Here is a 16701-nt window from a genome sequence, read left to right on the forward strand (position 1 = left end):
TTGTCTATTCGTCAAGCAGGGAGCGGCCGATGATCACATTCATGATCTCGTTGGTTCCCTCGAGGATCTGGTGCACGCGCAGGTCGCGCACCACCCGTTCGATGCCGTACTCGGCGAGGTACCCGTACCCGCCGTGCAGCTGCAGCGCCGAGTTAGCCGCGGTGAACGCGGCGTCGGTGACAAAGCGTTTCGCCATGGCACACACGGCGGCCACCTGCGGGTGCCCGGCATCGAGCGCTTCGGCCGCGCGGGCGAGCATCAAACGTGCAGCCTGTAACTCGGTCTCCATGTCTGCGAGCCTAAAAATGAGCGCCTGCTTCGTGGCGAGCGGCGCACCAAACGCTTCGCGTGCACTCAAGTACCGGATCGACTGTTCAAGCGCCCACTGTGCACCGCCGAGTGCGCAGGCGGCGATGTTGAGCCGCCCACCGTTGAGTCCCTGCATCGCCATCGAGAACCCCTGGCCCTCTTCGCCGAGGCGGTTGGTGACGGGCACGCGCACACCGTCGAAGTTGACGGCGCGGGTGGGCTGCGCGTTCCATCCCATCTTCTTTTCTAGCGCACCAAAACTCAGCCCCGGGGTGCCCTCTGGCACGAGAATCGCGCTCACGCCCTGCGCTCCCGGGCCTCCGGTGCGCGCCATCACCACGTAGAGCTGGGCGGCGCCCGCGCCCGAGATGAACTGTTTTGCCCCGTTCAGAACGTAGTCGTCGCCGTCGCGGTGCGCGGTCGTGGTGAGTGCCGCCGCGTCAGAGCCGGCGCCCGGTTCGGTGAGGCAGTAGCTCGAAAGTTCGCGCATCGGTGCGAGCCGGGGAAGCCACTGGGCGCGCTGTGCGTCGTCACCAAACGTGTCGATCATCCACACGACCATGTTGTGAATGGAGATGTAGGCGGCCACTGAGGGGTCCCCTCGCCCCAACTCTTCGAAGATGATCGCCGTGTCTGCGCGGGTGAGACCTGATCCGCCGTACTCTTCACGCGTGTAGATGCCGCCGAGCCCAATCTCACCGGCCGCGGCAAACACGTCGAGCGGAAAAATCTTCTGCTGGTCGCGCTCGTTCGCATACGGCGCGAGCGCTGTGTCAGAGAAGTGGCGCACCGTATCACGCAGCGCCTGCTGCTCTTCGGTGAGACGGCGAAGGTCGATCATCACGCACCCCCATCTTTGGGTGAGCGCCGCCGCATCGGCGAGAGTGCTGAGCTTCGTCGCTCTGAGTGCCTCCATCGTATCGAGGTGGTGGGAGCTTGACCAGGGCCGCGATCAGCGCGCGCCGGTACACTCGCTGTCATGCGTGATGCCCAGCACTCCAGCTCCCGTTCCTCTTCTGCTCCCATTCGCGTTGACCTGGGCGGCCCCGAGCTGCTGCCCGATGTGCAGCCCGTGTGGGACGCCGTGCTCGACACGTTGCCCACCGCAGGCGCTGCGGGGCTCTCACTGCAACCGGTGCGAGAGAGCTGGCCACTGCGGCTCGCACGCTACGAGCGCGTGTTCGAACGTCAGCCGGCGTTTGTGCTGGTGGCGCGCCAGGGCGAGCAGGTCATCGGCTACGCTCTCGCCTACGCCGACGATCCCATTGACGAGGTGAGCGATGGCCCCGTCGTCACCCTCGAGAGCCTGGCCGTTCTACCCGAGATGCGCGGGCAGGGCCTCGGCGGCTGGTTGCTCGAAGAAGCCGAGTCCGAGGGCATCGAGCAGTGGGGCGCCCAGGCGAGCGCACTCGAGGTGCTCGCTGGCACCGAGTCAGCCGACGATTTCTATGCGCGTGCCGGATTCGTGGAGATGGGCGAAACGTGGCTGCGCCCTGATCCGGCATCGAATGCAGCGACCGGGGCGGCATCGAACGCTCGCGAGATCGATGATGATCGCCTCGGTGATCTGCTCGACGAGGGGTCAGAGCTCTTCGCGATTGGGCTTGAAGAGGGGCCCGATGACATTTGGGTGACCTCTGAGGTGCTCGTAGGCCTGCAGCCCGAGCCCGACTATGCGGCCGACGGTGCCGCGCTTGAGGCAGCGCTCGCGCCGTTCGCGGCGGCGGGCGCGTCTTCGGTGCTCGTGGCGCTCGATGCGTCGTGTGATCCGGCGTGGCGCGAGACCCTCGCGGGCCTCGGTTTCAGGCGGGTGCTGCGGCTGCTGACGCGCTCGCTCGTGATCGAGTAGGCGCAGTCGCCCTCGCCCTGCGTCTCAGTCTGAACTGAGCTTGAGCACCAGTGCGAGGGCCTGCGCCGGGTCGTACAGCGCGGCTCGCGCGCCCGGTGTGCCCAGAAAGTAGCTGACGATCTCGGCTGCGAGGTAGGCGTCCGAGCCAAAATGCTGCGGCAGCACCCGCACCTCATGGCCGCGCCTCAGATGCACCTCGAGGGAGGCAATATTGCCGTCGAGATGGGTCGTAACCCGTTCGATGTCGTGCCACGCGAGCAGGTGCGCAGTGAAGTGCCTCTGCAGCCAGAGGCCGTGCTCGTCGAGCCTCAGACCCGGGGGCTCCACGGCCTGAAACGCGGCGATGCCCGCAACCAGCAGCGCAAGCAGGGTGAGCACGATCGCGCTCGCGGGCGACCCAAACACCCCCATCACCTCGGGCACACCCGGCACCAGCAGTGGCCTCGCGACCAGCGCCGCGGCGCCCCCAAAACATGCGGCCGCGGCGAGCTGCAGGCGCCCGCCATAGCCTCGGCTCACGAGCCGAAGCGGCCCGCTGCGTGCAGCGCGTACCGTGCCTCGGCGTACGCTCCGGATCGGGGCCAACCCCCCGATTAGCGTCAGCAGCACGCCCGTCAGCGCCACAGCGAACACGACCAGCACCGGCCGCCGCGTTTCGTCGGCGGCGGCGTAGCCTGCCGCGACAGCGATCACGGCCACCAGCGGTGTGAGGGCCAACACCAGACCGCCCCAGCGTATGTTCGCTTCGTCATAGCCGCGCGGTACCCGCACCCGCGGGTCTCGCACCTTGGTGACGGTAAAGCGCGTGCTGCGCGAGAAACGAGGCACGAGCAATCTTGATTAACTGCGGGGTGAGCGTGCGCGCAACGCGTCAATGCCCTGCTGAGCGGCGCGACGCACCTCGACCTGTGAGTCCTTCAGCAGCGGCCGAACGTCTTCGACGTTGTCGAGCTTGCCCACGGCGCCGAGCGCGCGCGCCGCGGCGATGCGCACGCGCGGGGTGTCGTCACCCAGCAGCTCGGTGAGTTCGGTCGCGGCGGGAAGCTCGCGGGCGGCGATCACTCGGGCAGCCATCTCGCGCACGCGCCAGGCAGTGTTGTGCAGGGCGTTGACCACGGCGGGCGTCGCCTTGTCGTGCCACACGTAGAGCAGCGCACGCAGCCCCCACAGTTCGGGCCAGTACAGCACAGGTGCGCCATCGAGAATGCCCTGCGCGTGCTCACCACCCACAAACAGCAGAAAGTCTTCGCCCTCGTTGTTGCCGTCCATCAGTGACAGTGCACGGTCGATCACTTCGGCTTCGCCGTAGTACTTCACGGCCACTTCCATACGAAGTTTGGGTGAGATGCTTACGGGAACGGCGGGATGCGATGAGTCTGCAGCTGATTGATGAGGCACCCCCTCAGCCTACGTGCTCCGACTGAATGGCGGCCACCGCTGCCTATACTGAGCCCATGGATTCCTCTGGTGTTGCACCGTATTCGCTGCCCCGCACCGCGCTGAGCGTCACGGCCACCGACGATGCGTCACCGCTCGCGCGCGCCGTACGCAGCGTTTGCTCGGCGCTCACGCTGGGCCGTAGCGGCCGCCGAAGCCGCGCGCTGCGCATCGATATCGGTTACGAGCCGTTTTTCATCGACTTTGCCGAGCGCACCGGCCTCGCCCTCATTGGCGGCGACGCGCCACGGGTTGACCCCGACCATATGCCCGCGGTGTGCCCGCCGATTGGCGCGCGCGCCGTGAGCATGCTGGGAGTGGCTGGCCTGCTGCACGACACCCCCACTGGCCTCGAACTGTGGCAGACCCACACGCCCCGCGCGGTTAGCCCCACTGGGCTGCGCACCGACTTAGTGTTTCGCATTCATGCGCCCGCTTCGCTGCAGCCGCTGGTGCGCACGGTGAGCTGCCCAGCAGCCGACAGCGCGCCGCTTTACGCTACGCCTGGCGCCGATCCCAGTAGGACCACCCGCACCCTCACGGTCGAGACGATCGGCCAAGACCTCTACGTTTCGACACTCGCCCCCGCTAACATCACCGCCGCCGAACTCAACGCGTTTCTCGACGTGTGTGAGTCAGCGAGCCGCGAAGTGCTCGGCGCTGCCACCCCATAGGCTAGCGGTACACCTGTCACTGTCGAGGGGATCCAACTGTGCACGTCAACGGCCTTCACCTGCTGGGTATCGCCCTCGCCATCCTCTCAGCTGGCGTGCTCTCGTACGGAAACATTTGGCAGAGCCGCGGCGTAGCCCTCGCATCTGAACAGCCCAAGGGCCGCGGATTCTTCCTGCGGCTTGTGCGCACCCCCGTGTGGTTACTCGGCACCGCTGCGTTTGGCGTGGCGATTCTGCTGCAAATGGGCAGCCTCGCATTCGCCCCCATCATGCTGGTACAGCCGATCGGCGTGCTCGCGCTCGTGTTTGCGGTGTTCTTGAACGCGCGCATCTCGGGCAAGAAGCCGTCGCGCGCGGTGATAAATGCGATCATCGTCACGCTCATCGGCGTGATCGGCTATGTCGCGGTTGCCGCAAAGATTAGCGGCCAGAGCACTATCACCGACGGCCAGCTGGTCGCGGTGCTGTCGACGCTCGGTGGCGTGCTGCTCATCTCGGCGCTGATCCGCATCTTCGCGCACAGCGCCACCTCGCGATTTCCGGTGCTGTACGTGGTCATTGGCGGCGTGTTCTCGGCGTTCGTCGCGACCCTTGGCAAGACCGTGCTGCTGCGCATTCAGGCGCTACTGGGCGGCCACCATTTCAAGCTCGACTACGAGGGATACCTCACGCTCGCCTGCCTGGTGGGCATCGCGGTCGCCTCGGTGCTCTCAACGTACTTCGTGCAGACCGCGTACACCTGCAACTCGTCTGACGTCGTGGTCGCGGGCCTCACGGTCATCGACCCCGCCATCGCGGTGCTGCTGGGCATCGTGATTCTGCACGAGGCCGCGAACGCGCCGCTGTGGTCGCTCGGCGCGATCGCTGTGACCGGCGCAATCGCGATGTACGGTGTGCTGAGACTCTCGCGCGCCGAAGACGCACCGCCCGCTCAGCCGGCCACGACTGGTGCAGCACCAGGTCAGGGCACCGCCCAGGTCGCTCCGGATCAAAACCCCGCTCAGTAAGACGTCTCGGGGCCCGCATCTGTGCGGGCTGATTGTCTGCTGGATCCTGCGACTCCTACGTCGCGCAGGATCACGAGAAGGAACGCGCGGGGCAGGGAGGCTGGGGCCGCCGATTGGTTGGGTCTGGCAGGAGCGGCGGCGAAGCCGACGCGACCGGAGAGCGGCGGCCCCAGCCTCCCTGCCCCGCGCACGCCGATTGCTTGGGTCTGGCAGGAGCGGCGGCGAAGCCGACGCGACCGGAGAGCGGCGGCCGCAGTCTCCCTCCCCCGCGCACGCCGATGCGTTGAGACGACAAAAGCGGCGGGGGCGCCTTCACGCTCCCCCGCCGCCTCGTCAACTCAGTTAGGCGTCTGCCTTAGCCTTGGCCTTGCCGATGCCGAGTGCGCCGAGCATCTTGCCGAGCTCCTTGAACTCGTCTTGCTTCTTCGCCACGAATTCGAGCGCCTCGACGCCCGCCGAGATGACGCCCATGCCCAGGTCGTCGACCTCGTGGAACTTGTGGCTCACGTTGCCCGCAAGACCACCCTCGAGCGACAGCTTGCTCACCAGGTCGAGCTTGAGAATCTTCGACCCCTCAGCAAAGCTCATCTCGTTGAAGTCGACCCACACAATGTTGGGGCGTGTGGTCGACTCGAACGCGTAGCGCTTGTTCGTCATGTCGGCGACGACCTGCCAGATCGTCTGCGAGGCGTCGGGCTTACCGGCCTCGGGCGTACGGAACGGCTGCGCAGCGTTACGAATAATGCTGAACATCGCCGCCATCGCCTGCAGCTGAGTCTTCGGCTGCACCTGGTGCTCGACGTAGTACGAGGCACGCGCGAAACGGTCGCTCGCGAGCGTTGAGCCCGGCAGCGGCTTGTCGCCCCCCAGACCCTCAATCTCCTTGACGAGCTCGAGCTGCTTGTCGAAAGTGGGTGAGTTCGTCATCACCTTGTACTCGCGGCTGTGGTAGACGGTGGGCTTGCCGCTCGTGTACTCGATGATCGCCGAGTCGCCCGTCGCGTCGTTGAGTGCGAGGTGCAGCGTGGGCACCAGGTGACCGGTCGGGTCGAACAGCTGGGTCACCTGCACCTCAGAGCTGTTCGTCCATTCGACGGCCTCAGCAACGGTTGCAAAGTTATCGAGGTAATACTGCAGCCATACTGCCTGGCTCAGCTGCGCATCTGAGGCGCCGGGCTTGCCATAGTCGGACTCAGCGAGCCACAGAATGTGACCTGCGAGCCCCTCTTCGTTCATGCCGTCGGTGGCGATGAGGTCGAACGCGGTCGCGATGACGCTGCCGTACTTGGCCTTCCAGTTCAGGTTGCCGTTCGCGCCGTCCTTGCGTTCGATGCCGCGCGGCATCTTCCACAGGTTCGACAGTAGGTCCATGTGAAAGTCCATGTTGCGGCCAACAATGACGGCGCCGTTAGCGTCGGGCCAGAGAACTCGTGTGCACATGTGTGTGGGTCCTTTCGTTTACAACAGCTTGTGTTAATTCAAATTGTGTTGAGTGGTGCGGCTGACCAAAGCACGCGCGCTAGGAGCGCTTGTTCCAGGGCAGGCTCGGCAGTGCGATTGCCGACGCAAGGAAGAAGCAGATCGCACCGATGAAGGTGCCCCAGTTGGCGAGGGCCACGTCTTTGCTCGTGCCGTCGTCCAAGACGAACGCGCCTACGGCCGAGACCGCGAATGCGATACAACCGATCATGTTGATGTGCGCACCCCACCAGCCAGAATCGCGCGGCGCCCACAGCGTGTGGTGCTCACGCGAGTACGCAACATAGACAAAGTAGGCACTGATCAAGAACGCGACTGAACCGCCGGCGTCGGGGTTCCAGACGTAGTGCTTCTCGTCGTTCACCGAGCGGGCCGTGATCGCCGCTGTCGTACTCACGTTGAACATGATGGTGCCGACGGTTTGGGTGGCGGCGGCGAGCCATTCGGCCCGAAACATCTTGCCGCCACCGTAGTTCACCTTGACCGTCGCATCGCCGCTCAGAATCGTCTGAAACAGGCCGGCGGTGGTGAAGAACCAGGCGCCAATGAAGCACAACCAGTTCGTCACGCTTGCGCCGCCAAGATCCCAAATGCCCACGGCCGTGCCGACTGCAAACAGGGCCGACCCGATCATAAAGAACGAGCACTGGCGCGCAAGCGTCGGCACGAGAACTGAGACTCGCGACATGGGCTGGGTAGTCATACTGCTTGACCTATCTGATGTGTCGGTAGTTACCTGCGGGGTGGCGGCGAGAATCCCCGCCACCCCGGTACAACGGGTTAGTGTGCGAAGCCACCGCTTGCTGCTTCGCGCGGCAGCGGCGTCTTCAGTGCTTCAAGGAACTCAACCTCTTCGCGAATTGCGGTGAGCAGGTAGCCTGCGAGGTCGCGGCTGAGGCCCACGCGCACGACGATGCGCTGCACGACGAGATCAGAGATGTCGTCGGGCATCGGGTACGCCGGCACGAGCCAACCACGCATGCGCAGCCGGTCTGCGAGGTCGTACAGATCCCAGTTGCGCTCGGCACCCTTCTTGAGCCGCCATGCGAACACGGGAATCGTGTCACCCTTGCTGATCAGGTCGAAGGGACCCATCTCGGCAATCGCGCTCGAGAGGTACTGCGCCACGTCGAGCGAGTCCTGCTGCAGGCGGCGGTAGCCGTCGAAGCCGAGGCGCAAGAACTGGTAGTACTGCAGCAGTACCTGCGAGCCGGGGCGTGAGAAGTTGAGTGCCAGTGTGGGCATGTCGCCGCCCAGGTAGCTGACGTGAAAGATGAGGCTCTCGGGGCAGACTGCCTTGTTGCGCCACACAACCCAGCCGACGCCGGGGTAGACGAGACCGTACTTGTGGCCCGAGGTGCTAATCGAGTTGACGCGGTCGATCTGAAAGTCCCACTTGAGCTCGGGCTGGCAGAACGGCGCGACCATGGCACCCGATGCGCCGTCAACGTGAATCTTCACGTCAACGCCGGTGTTCTTCTCGATCTCGTCGAGCTTCTTGGCGATCTCGAGCACGGGCTCGTACATGCCGGTGTAGGTCTGGCCCAGAATCGCGACGACGCCGATCGTGTTCTCGTCGACGTACTTTTCGAGCTCAAAGCCATCGAGCACGAGGTGGTCCTCGGTGACGGGCACGTAGCGTGCCTCAACGTCCCAGTAGTTGCAGAACTTCTCCCACACGACCTGCACGCCAGCCGACAGCACGAGGTTGGGCTGGCCACCCGTCTTGCCCTCAGCCTTGCGCTTCTCCTGCCACAGGCGCTTGAGCGCCAGGCCGCCGAGCATGCACGCCTCAGACGAGCCGATCGTTGAGGTGCCGATCGTGTCGTCTGCGTTGGGCACGTGCCACAGGTCGGCGAGCATGCGCCAGCAGCGATCTTCGAGCTCGGCGGTCGCCGGGTACTCGTCCTTGTCGATCATGTTTTTGTCGGCCGACTCGAGGTAGATCTTCTGCGCGTTGTCGTCCATCCACGTCGACACGAACGTGGCCAGGTTCATGCGCGAGTTGCCGTCGAGCATCGCCGAATCGTGCACGATTTGGTAGGCGGTGTCTGAGTCCATCATGTCGGCCGGAAACTGGTATTTCGAGATCGAACTAGCCTCGCCCGGATGGGTAAAAACGGGGCTAATGTTCAGTTCGGCCTCTGCATGCTTGTGGCCTTCAGGCTTCCTGAATAGGTGAGACATCGTCGTACTTCCTTACTGTTTGGGGTTGTTCTTGACGTGCAAAAATCGCGTCACGGTGACCGGCGGCGCTTCGAAACGCGCACGGAAGGTGCTAGGGAGGGTCTCGGCTCACGGGATCAACCGTTGCTTTCGCGCGCCGAGGTTCGCGCCAGACACCGCACCGCAGCAGCTGCGGCAGCCTCGCGGCAAACCCCCGCAGCGGCAACCGGTCGAGGCGCCCGGCGACCGCGGGCAGCCCGCTCTGCCGCGACGCTTCAAGCCACTTCAGCGCGTTCAAGAGCGCGACCGGCTGCGTGTCAAGGGCGCTGTGCCCGGTCTTAATCGGCACGAGCGTTGCCTGCGGCGCGCGCGCCGCGACACGCTCAGCGATCGCGGCCGGCGTGCGCAGATCGCGCTCGCCCGCGAGCAGCACGAGCGGCCAATCGAACTCGCGCACGGCATGCGCGAGGTCGAACGGTTCGCCCGCAAACGGCTCAAATCTGTGCACGAGCGGCGCGTACGTTCGTGCCGGATCCAGCGGCAACCCGTCTGGCTCACCGCCGTAGCCGAGCTCGCGAAATCCGATCGTGCCGACCAGATCGAACTCATAAATACCGGGAATACGGGTGATGGAGGCGTCACGCGTCGCGTAGCTTTCGAGCGCGCGCCAGGTCGCACGGGCGCCGCGGCTTCCACGCAGCTTGCCGCGCAATAGCGGCAGCAGCAGATCGTCGCCGCCCAGCTCGTACGCTGCCCGCACCACATCAAGCAGCACCCGGTCATCAATGCCGCGCTCATACAGCGCACGCACGGCAGTCTGCCGTTCACCGTCACCGTCCCACAGCAGCGCACGCACGCAGCTCCGTTCAAGCTCCAGATGCTCGGCTGATTGTAGCGCCGAGTCGAGCAGCATACCGGCCACTCGGTGGGGGTAGGCGGCGCCGAAGCACGTGGCGAGATAGCTGCCGTATGAGGAGCCGACGATGCGCGCCCGCGAGACCCCCTCGCGGTCGAGTACCGCGTCAATGTCGGCGAGCACATCGGTGATGCGCATCGCGCTCGCCGGCAGGTCGCGCCCGTCAAGGTCGTGCCGCGAGAACCCAACACCGCGGTGTTCGACCATGATCAGGTCGAGCCCGCCGCGTACAGCCAGTCTGCGCAGGGTGCGATACGGCAGCACCGAACCGAGCCCCGGCCCGCCGGGGATCACGACCGCGGGCATAGCCCCGGGGTCGCGGTCGCGCGCACGGCGTCGTACATAGGCCAGGTCGAACGCGGGCGATGTGGCCGTCGCCTCACGCCGCACAAACTGTACGCCGGGAATGAGACCGGCGATCCGGAGCCGTGGTGACGAACGGCCACCGGGGCCTTCGCGCGCGCTTCGATCGCTCATACCGTTCACGCGCGCTATGCGCGCCCCGCGCCCTCTTCTGCGTCGTGCAGCACGATGCCCGCGCGATGCCTGATCGTGAAGTGCACCGCGAGCGCGATGAGCATGGCAAGACATGCGCCCACGATGGTAAAACCGAAGCGTTCGGCGTTGAGCAGCCGAGTGTTGACACCGCTGGAGTTCATCGCAATGACCGACACGGTGAGAAAGAAGCTGTACTGCCAGTAGGGCCGCTTGAGCACTAGAAAGAAGAGGCAGAGCCACACTGCGGGGATCGCAAGCAGGTGCAGCACAGGGTCTGGTAGGCCCGCGAGCGCCAGCACCCCAATGAACGCAAAACCAGCGAACGTGCCGGCCACACGCCCCAGCATTTGCTTGGGCGTGAGCAGGTGGGTGGGGTCTGCCAGTACGTAGATCGTCAGAATCACCCAGACCCAGTGGGATTTGAGTTCGGTGGTTGTGCCAAGCAGCATGACCGTCGCCGAGATCACTCCGAGCAGCGTGCCAAATAAGAGCGGCACACGCCTGTCGGGCACCTCGATCGGTTTGAGCGCACGTGCGCCCGTCGCCAGATGCAAAACCGCTATCGCCCACAGACCCGTCACATTCATAATGACGATGAGGCCCACAAAGTAGCTCAGGTCGAGCGTCGGCGGGTTATTAAACAGTGCCGGCGGCGACATCATGAAGTACGGGGTCAAGATGGGCAGCTGCAGCACCACTTTGCCCACGCCGCGGCTCGCGCCGTAACCGTACGCCATGCCGAGTAAGACGAGCAGCACCGCCAGTACCCAGGGGTAGTCGCGCAGCAAGATCGCGACGCTGCCGAGCACCGAAAGCGACCCCACCACGGCGGCCCCAATCTTGGGGCCGCCGCTGATCCAGCCGAAGGTGGCCGCGAGTACGCCAAAGAATGCCACGCTGAAGATGCCTGGTACGAACAGTGATGTTACGTACACGGGCGCCGCGATGACGATCATCCCGGCGAGAATCTTCAACCCGAGCTTGCCGTGACCGCGCAAACTCGTCGAGCTTCCCTGTTGCACCAGCTGCACTTTCCCCCCTCAGCTTGTTTGGTGTTCTACGCTGTGTGTTGCGCTATACGCGCTGGGCGTGCACCTCTTCGAGCGACTCCCTGTCGGTTTCGCTCATGCCAACGATCTCTTCACCGTTCCAGACGATGTCATCGCCCAGCGCGCCCAGCAGCTCCTTTCGCTTGCCGTGGCTCAGCTTCGCGCCGTGAATGAGCGTGGCCGGGCTCCACATCATGGCGATGCCGTCGTGCCAGCCAGCGCCAATGTCTTTCACATTAAAGATGTCGTGCAGCGAGGTCTTGAGGTGTGACAGCGGCTGCGCGAACGCGTCTGCAATGACCGCGATGGTGACCTGCTTTTCGACCCCCGGCGGCACGACGATCGGCTCGTCGATCTCGCCGAAGAACGCGCGCTCCACCTCTTCTGCTTCGAGCAGCATGACGCCGTTGGTGGGGCGCGGGTTGCACTCGATCGCGTACAGATTGCCGTCATTGTTGACGAAGTCGAACGATAGTTGGCCGGTGAAGTTCGGGTCGAGCGTGTTCACGATGCGCTGCGTGTACTCGAGCGTCTCGGTGCTGTCGACGGCGAGAAACGTGATGCCCGTGCTGTGCGCCCACTGCTCGGGCACGCTGTAGGTGCAGTGCGCGGTGACCTTGCCGTTCACGATGATGCTGTAGGTGCACAGCATCGGGCCGTCCACGAAGGGCTGCACGAGCCACGGCTGCTCGGGCGTCGGGTGGCAGTCAGCGACCTCCATCTTGCCTGCGAGCGGGCCCGTGTTGGTGAGCAGCCCCACACCGCCGCGCGAGAACGCCGCGCGTGCGAAGAACTTGGGGTACGTTTCGATGGCTTCGTGCAGCTCGGCCTCGCTGCCCACCACAATCGTCTCGGGCACGGGCACGTCTGCCTCGATGACCAACCGCTTAAAGCTCGCCTTGTCGTGCAGGCGCGCAAGCTTGTCGAATCGGCCCGAGAACAGCTGCACGTTGGCGGGCAGGTCGGCCACGCGTGCTGCGAGGTAGAAGGCCTCCTCGAAGGTCGGAATAATGACCTCAATGTCGTGCTTCTCGACGTAGTCGGCGATGTCTGCGATGAACTGATCGGTCTCGAAGCGCGGCGATGCGGTGGTCGTGTGCCCTGCAAGGTATCGCGAGTGGCTACCCGTCACGCCGTGATACGTATCGCTCGCAAATACGGTGTGCCCGGTGCTGCCGAGCTTACGGATAATGTCGAGGGCGAACGTGTTTCGAGAGCTGGTAACGAGGACTCGCATTGAACAACCTTTCTCACATCTGTGTGATCTTATGGCGAGTCTATCCAGGAATGCAGGACGTATGGAAGAGTTGCTGCACGGCTGTCGAAGAAGATTTGTTACAGCTATCATTATGAACCGCGAAGGAGCGCTGCGTGCAAGATTTTATCGCTTGGGTGAGCGGTGTGGCCGTACTTATTGGGTTTGCGCTGAGCATGGGCACCCACCCCGCCACCTACGGTGCGACAACTGACATGCTGGCGCGCAAAACCCGCTGGCTCCCCCGGCTGTGTTTCATGTCGGCGGGGCTGATGGTTGGCGCCACGCTGCTGTTCACGCTGTTTCAGTTCATCAATCCCGACAGCTTCGTGCACAGGGTCGAGGGTGCGCTCGATCGCTCGATTCACAATCACTCGGTCGACGTCTTCGTGGGCGTGTCGTGCTTAGCGGCGGCAGCGGGAGTGTTGGTGTGGCGGTACGTGCAGCCGGTGCTGCCCTTCAAGCCGGCGAAGGAATCCGCGCCGAAGTCGCACTTGCTGAGTTACTTTGTCATCGGTTTGAGCAGCGCCATCGTTGGGTTTACGACCCTGCCCGTGATGTATCTCACCGGCCAGGTCGTCACAAAGCTCAGCCCGCACCTCGTGCCACGGGCTGTCGCCTATGGCATCTTCCTCTTTTTCTTGGTCGCCCCGTTCTTCGCGATCGCCATCATTTGGACACGCATGCCATCGCTCGCGATCAAGATCAGCGCAATCTACCAGCGCCTACTGCGCTGGGACTATCGCATTCTGGTCGCTGTGATCTTGGCGCTCGCGGGCATCGCCGCCCTCGCATTCGCGCACTTCGCTCACCGGTGACGGTGGGGTCGTAATACCGCCCCACCGTCACCCTGTGTCACCCCATCGCAGCGTCGTCGCGATGAGATTGCGTGCTAATCTTTGTCGACCAGTCCGTACTCTTCAAGCAGCTTGCCCACGATGTTGTTCTCAATGTGGTGGTGTGCGAACTTGCGCGCCAACGGTCCGCCCGGAATCTTGTACTCTTGCCCATCGCGCATGCGGTTGACGGCGTGAAAGAGTGCGCGCACATCGTAGGTCGAGTTGAAAACTTCAGGCACGCCGCGCTCGATGTCGAGCAGCGTGTACACGGCTTCCATAGGTGTGCGCACGGAGTACTCGGTGGTGAAGATGCAATCGCGCTCTTGCGACTGAGCAAACTGACCAATGAACGCGAAGTTCACCGAGCCCTCAGGCACAACGCTCGGGCGATCGCTGTGCTTGCGAGGCATGAAGAACGCCGTCACGTACGGCATCATAACCGGCACGGTCTTCGCGCCGGTTGCCGCAAGCTCGGCAATCTGATTCTCGGGCACACCCATGTGGTAAAGCCACTCTTGCGTGATTTCTTCGCCCGTGCAGTCTTGCATCGCCTTCTTGACGTAGTTTCCTTCTGCCTCAGGGAACAGCCCGTAGACCCACACAACAATCTGGTCCTTCGGCTGCTTTTTGAAGTGCGGCTGCCTGTTGACCGTCCACGACATCAACCAGTTTGAGTCCATCACGGTCACGATGCCGCCCGTGACAATCTTGCCGCTGAACGGGTCTCGCTTCGAGATCTTCTGAATGTATTCAGGGATCCGCGAGTCGAGCGTTGTAACTGTCGCCGATTCCCACTTCGTCTTGGGAATATCACCGCCGAAAACGTCGGGTTTGCCAAAGGCGGGGTCTTTGCTCGCGATCTTTCGCCACAGATCCCATGCCGGGGCCGGACCGGTCTTCAACTTCGCGGGCGTGTGGTGGTCGCCATCGTCTGAGTTCTCGGTGAGTGAGCCGATCGTCATGAACAGCAGGTCGTCTTCTGTGAGCTCAAGCTGCTTCTGCTCACCACCCTCGACGTAGTGCACGCGACTGGCCTGTTTGCGCTTACCACCCTCGGTGATGTCGAAATCGACGTCGGTGATGGTCGTGCCGTACTGAAACTTCACGTTGTGGTCGGTAAGCCAGGTCACAATCGGCAGCACGAGCGACTCATACTGGTTGTACTTCGTGAACTTGAGGGTTGAGAAGTCGGGCAGGCCCTGAATCTGGTGAATGAAGCGGTGCAGGTACAGCTTCATCTCGAGCGCCGAGTGCCACTCCTCAAACGCAAACATGGTGCGCCAGTACAACCAAAAGTTGCTATCCAAGAACGCCCGGGTGAAAACCTCGTCGATGCGCTTGTCTTCCATCTCCTCGGGCAACGCCGTGAAGATGTTTGCAATCTCTTGCTGCGCTTTCTTGTTGAGATCGAACTGAAAGTTTGTGCCGCCGTCTTCACCCTGATTCTTCGTCGTGCGACGCAGGGTCGAGTTAGGGTCGTCGCGGTTGAGCCAAAAGAACTCGTCGAGCACGCTCGCACCTTCTTCTTCCAGCGACGGGATAGAACGGTACAGGTCCCAAAGGCACTCGAAGTTGCTTTCCATTTCGCGGCCACCACGAATCACAAACCCCTTGTCAGGAACGTCGAGCCCGTCGAGTGCACCACCCGGGATCGGCTGCTGTTCAAAGATAGTGATCTGTGAACCATCCATGTGTCCGTCACGAATCAAGAACGCCGCCCCCGCGAGCGCCGCAAGCCCTGAGCCGACGAACCAAGCACGCTTGGAGTCCACCCCCGCAGGCTTCCTCGGTCGAGCAAAAGCTTCATAGTTACCACTCGTATAACGCAAGGTTTCCCCTATTCTTGCAACGCTGCATTGGTGATGGGTCGGGCATGCGCCCTCACGCCTACTTTTCTACTTCAGCTGCCTCTAGTCAAGAGGTTTTTACAGCAGTTGTCGCGAAACACCTACTCCGATCGCGCAAACCCCGCAAACGCGCCACAAAATCAAAAGGGCCCGGATCAATGATCCGGGCCCCAACTCGTGGGGTGTTTCACGAAATCCCGCAGGCCTTGTGTCGTAAGGGGTCGCGGGGAGACCCGAGCACGGAATCACAGGTTAAGCGGTACACAATCACACGGTTCAACCGCATTCATCGTCAGCGCACCCCTTGCGGCACCAACAGGCCTGTCGAATGAACGCTTTCATCTCGGAGACCTCGCTCGATCACCGAGAGTTGGGAACGCGAAGAAGCACTCCGAGTGAGCTTTCTCATAGCTAGTACTGCCGGATACAAGCCGTGCTCATGAAACCGGATATCCCTGGGACGTTCACGCTTATTGAGCGGCAAAGGGCACTGAATGGTTAGGTTTCGATGCCACAGCTGACTGTGATGCGCACAAGAATTACGGAGCGCAGCGAGCGAGTGAATCACTCGAGGGAACGTTGCTCTGCTGTAACCGAAATAGTCTGCGAGATCCTCACGAAGCCCCTCAGCCTGTATCGAATCAATGATCCATGAGACCTTGCCGAAGCTCAAGACTTCGACAGCAACCCAGACCGGCACCTTGCTGATGTCATCGCCGTCCCGATTGAGGTAGAAAGCTGCTTCGCCAAAGAAGCGACCGGACAAGTGAGCGAATCTCGCTCGCACGGACATCTCGATCTCAGCGAGTACGACAAAGAGGCTCATGCGGAGCTCATCGTCGCGAGCTATGAGCTCACAGATTTCCTCGAAAGTCGCCTCAGGCTCGTAGTTGTTGTTTCCATGCCCTGGATCAATTTGGAAGTAACGCGAGTATCCCGTGAAACGGTAGTAATTCGTGCGCCGCAGAAATGATTCCGCCGCCACCGAGTCCGAGATCTCCAAGCCGCGCTCAATCTGCAGTAACTCGATCAGCTCATGAGTGGAACGGAAGTGCTTCATGAAATCTACGTCGATCCCTTGGGCAGATAAAAGATTGGCCCCTCCGATTTCAGGAAGCCGAAGCTCGAGCCTTGGAGGGGCGCTGTCATCAACGACTTTAGCATGAACGAGTTGAAGGAAGCCTTTTCCAGGACAGGCAAGGCCATTTCGCACACACCTATCTATTCGCGCACCACTCGCGCTCGCGCACTTCGCGGCACCCGGTCGATGCGTTTGTCTGAAGGCAGGTTAACTACCTAACGAGTAACGGTATCGCCAGTAAGTTTCGGAAATGCGCTCGAAAGCGCGGAACGCCACAGGTTCTCGCGTTTGTTGT

Annotated in this window: 15 protein-coding genes; 4 read left to right on the forward strand and 11 right to left on the reverse strand. The window is 62.8% G+C overall.

Features of this window, described 5'->3' with window-relative positions:
* Positions 1-4: 4 nt before the first annotated feature.
* Positions 5-1150 (reverse strand): acyl-CoA dehydrogenase family protein, encoded by a 1146-nt coding sequence (locus ACXR2W_RS11290; protein ID WP_458816148.1) that lies wholly within the window; start codon positions 1148-1150, stop codon positions 5-7.
* Between the two features lie 138 nt (positions 1151-1288).
* On the opposite strand from ACXR2W_RS11290, the gene ACXR2W_RS11295 reads away from it, so the two are divergent.
* Positions 1289-2158: a GNAT family N-acetyltransferase gene (locus ACXR2W_RS11295; RefSeq protein ID WP_458816150.1), complete on the forward strand. Its 870-nt coding sequence runs from the start codon at positions 1289-1291 to the stop codon at positions 2156-2158.
* Positions 2159-2182: 24 nt separating this feature from the next.
* Here ACXR2W_RS11295 and ACXR2W_RS11300 read toward each other — a convergent pair whose 3' ends face one another.
* Together ACXR2W_RS11300 and ACXR2W_RS11305 are read right to left on the reverse strand one after the other, a co-directional pair.
* Positions 2183-2986, reverse strand: coding sequence for a hypothetical protein (locus ACXR2W_RS11300; protein ID WP_458816152.1), 804 nt, complete (start codon positions 2984-2986; stop codon positions 2183-2185).
* A 12-nt stretch (positions 2987-2998) separates the two neighbouring features.
* A complete protein-coding gene (locus ACXR2W_RS11305; protein ID WP_458816154.1) occupies positions 2999-3556 on the reverse strand; it encodes a HEAT repeat domain-containing protein in 558 nt (185 codons plus the stop codon).
* A 56-nt stretch (positions 3557-3612) separates the two neighbouring features.
* Between ACXR2W_RS11305 and ACXR2W_RS11310 the strand changes: the two genes are divergently transcribed.
* Together ACXR2W_RS11310 and ACXR2W_RS11315 are read left to right on the forward strand one after the other, a co-directional pair.
* Positions 3613-4269: a hypothetical protein gene (locus tag ACXR2W_RS11310; RefSeq protein WP_458816156.1), complete on the forward strand. Its 657-nt coding sequence runs from the start codon at positions 3613-3615 to the stop codon at positions 4267-4269.
* Between the two features lie 38 nt (positions 4270-4307).
* Positions 4308-5276, forward strand: coding sequence for a DMT family protein (locus ACXR2W_RS11315; RefSeq protein WP_458816158.1), 969 nt, complete (start codon positions 4308-4310; stop codon positions 5274-5276).
* Between the two features lie 342 nt (positions 5277-5618).
* On the opposite strand, the gene ACXR2W_RS11320 is transcribed toward ACXR2W_RS11315, so the two are convergent.
* From ACXR2W_RS11320 to ACXR2W_RS11345, 6 genes are all read right to left on the reverse strand, one after another.
* Positions 5619-6716, reverse strand: coding sequence for a linear amide C-N hydrolase (locus ACXR2W_RS11320; protein WP_458816160.1), 1098 nt, complete (start codon positions 6714-6716; stop codon positions 5619-5621).
* Between the two features lie 79 nt (positions 6717-6795).
* A complete protein-coding gene (locus tag ACXR2W_RS11325) occupies positions 6796-7458 on the reverse strand; it encodes a hypothetical protein (protein ID WP_458816162.1) in 663 nt (220 codons plus the stop codon).
* Positions 7459-7535: 77 nt separating this feature from the next.
* On the reverse strand, positions 7536-8942 hold the full coding sequence (gene gad, locus ACXR2W_RS11330; protein WP_458816164.1) for a glutamate decarboxylase: 1407 nt from the start codon (positions 8940-8942) through the stop codon (positions 7536-7538).
* Between the two features lie 91 nt (positions 8943-9033).
* Positions 9034-10314 (reverse strand): alpha/beta fold hydrolase, encoded by a 1281-nt coding sequence (locus ACXR2W_RS11335; protein WP_458816166.1) that lies wholly within the window; start codon positions 10312-10314, stop codon positions 9034-9036.
* Positions 10315-10328: 14 nt separating this feature from the next.
* Positions 10329-11357: an FUSC family protein gene (locus tag ACXR2W_RS11340; protein WP_458816168.1), complete on the reverse strand. Its 1029-nt coding sequence runs from the start codon at positions 11355-11357 to the stop codon at positions 10329-10331.
* A 52-nt stretch (positions 11358-11409) separates the two neighbouring features.
* Positions 11410-12621, reverse strand: a complete 1212-nt coding sequence (locus ACXR2W_RS11345) for an ATP-grasp domain-containing protein (RefSeq protein WP_458816170.1) — start codon at positions 12619-12621, stop codon at positions 11410-11412.
* A 134-nt stretch (positions 12622-12755) separates the two neighbouring features.
* Between ACXR2W_RS11345 and ACXR2W_RS11350 the strand changes: the two genes are divergently transcribed.
* A complete protein-coding gene (locus ACXR2W_RS11350) occupies positions 12756-13457 on the forward strand; it encodes a hypothetical protein (RefSeq protein WP_458816172.1) in 702 nt (233 codons plus the stop codon).
* Between the two features lie 74 nt (positions 13458-13531).
* Here the strand turns inward: ACXR2W_RS11350 and ACXR2W_RS11355 are convergent, their stop codons facing one another.
* Positions 13532-15307, reverse strand: coding sequence for an oleate hydratase (locus ACXR2W_RS11355; RefSeq protein WP_458816174.1), 1776 nt, complete (start codon positions 15305-15307; stop codon positions 13532-13534).
* 310 nt (positions 15308-15617) lie between these two features.
* The gene (locus tag ACXR2W_RS11360; protein ID WP_458816176.1) at positions 15618-16538 is read right to left on the reverse strand and encodes an Abi family protein; all 921 of its coding nucleotides are present in this window, start codon (positions 16536-16538) and stop codon (positions 15618-15620) included.
* Positions 16539-16701 lie beyond the last annotated feature (163 nt).

Source organism: Leucobacter faecis (assembly GCF_054456695.2).

Excerpts from the sequence above, each read along its gene's own strand:
- ACXR2W_RS11345 (WP_458816170.1), bottom strand. The coding sequence starts at position 12,621 with ATGCGAGTCCTCGTTACCAGCTCTCGAAACACGTTCGCCCTCGACATT.
- ACXR2W_RS11320 (WP_458816160.1), bottom strand. The coding sequence starts at position 6,716 with ATGTGCACACGAGTTCTCTGGCCCGACGCTAACGGCGCCGTCATTGTT.
- ACXR2W_RS11295 (WP_458816150.1), top strand. The coding sequence starts at position 1,289 with ATGCGTGATGCCCAGCACTCCAGCTCCCGTTCCTCTTCTGCTCCCATT.
- gad (WP_458816164.1), bottom strand. The coding sequence starts at position 8,942 with ATGTCTCACCTATTCAGGAAGCCTGAAGGCCACAAGCATGCAGAGGCC.
- ACXR2W_RS11325 (WP_458816162.1), bottom strand. The coding sequence starts at position 7,458 with ATGACTACCCAGCCCATGTCGCGAGTCTCAGTTCTCGTGCCGACGCTT.
- ACXR2W_RS11335 (WP_458816166.1), bottom strand. The coding sequence starts at position 10,314 with ATGAGCGATCGAAGCGCGCGCGAAGGCCCCGGTGGCCGTTCGTCACCA.
- ACXR2W_RS11310 (WP_458816156.1), top strand. The coding sequence starts at position 3,613 with ATGGATTCCTCTGGTGTTGCACCGTATTCGCTGCCCCGCACCGCGCTG.
- ACXR2W_RS11290 (WP_458816148.1), bottom strand. The coding sequence starts at position 1,150 with ATGATCGACCTTCGCCGTCTCACCGAAGAGCAGCAGGCGCTGCGTGAT.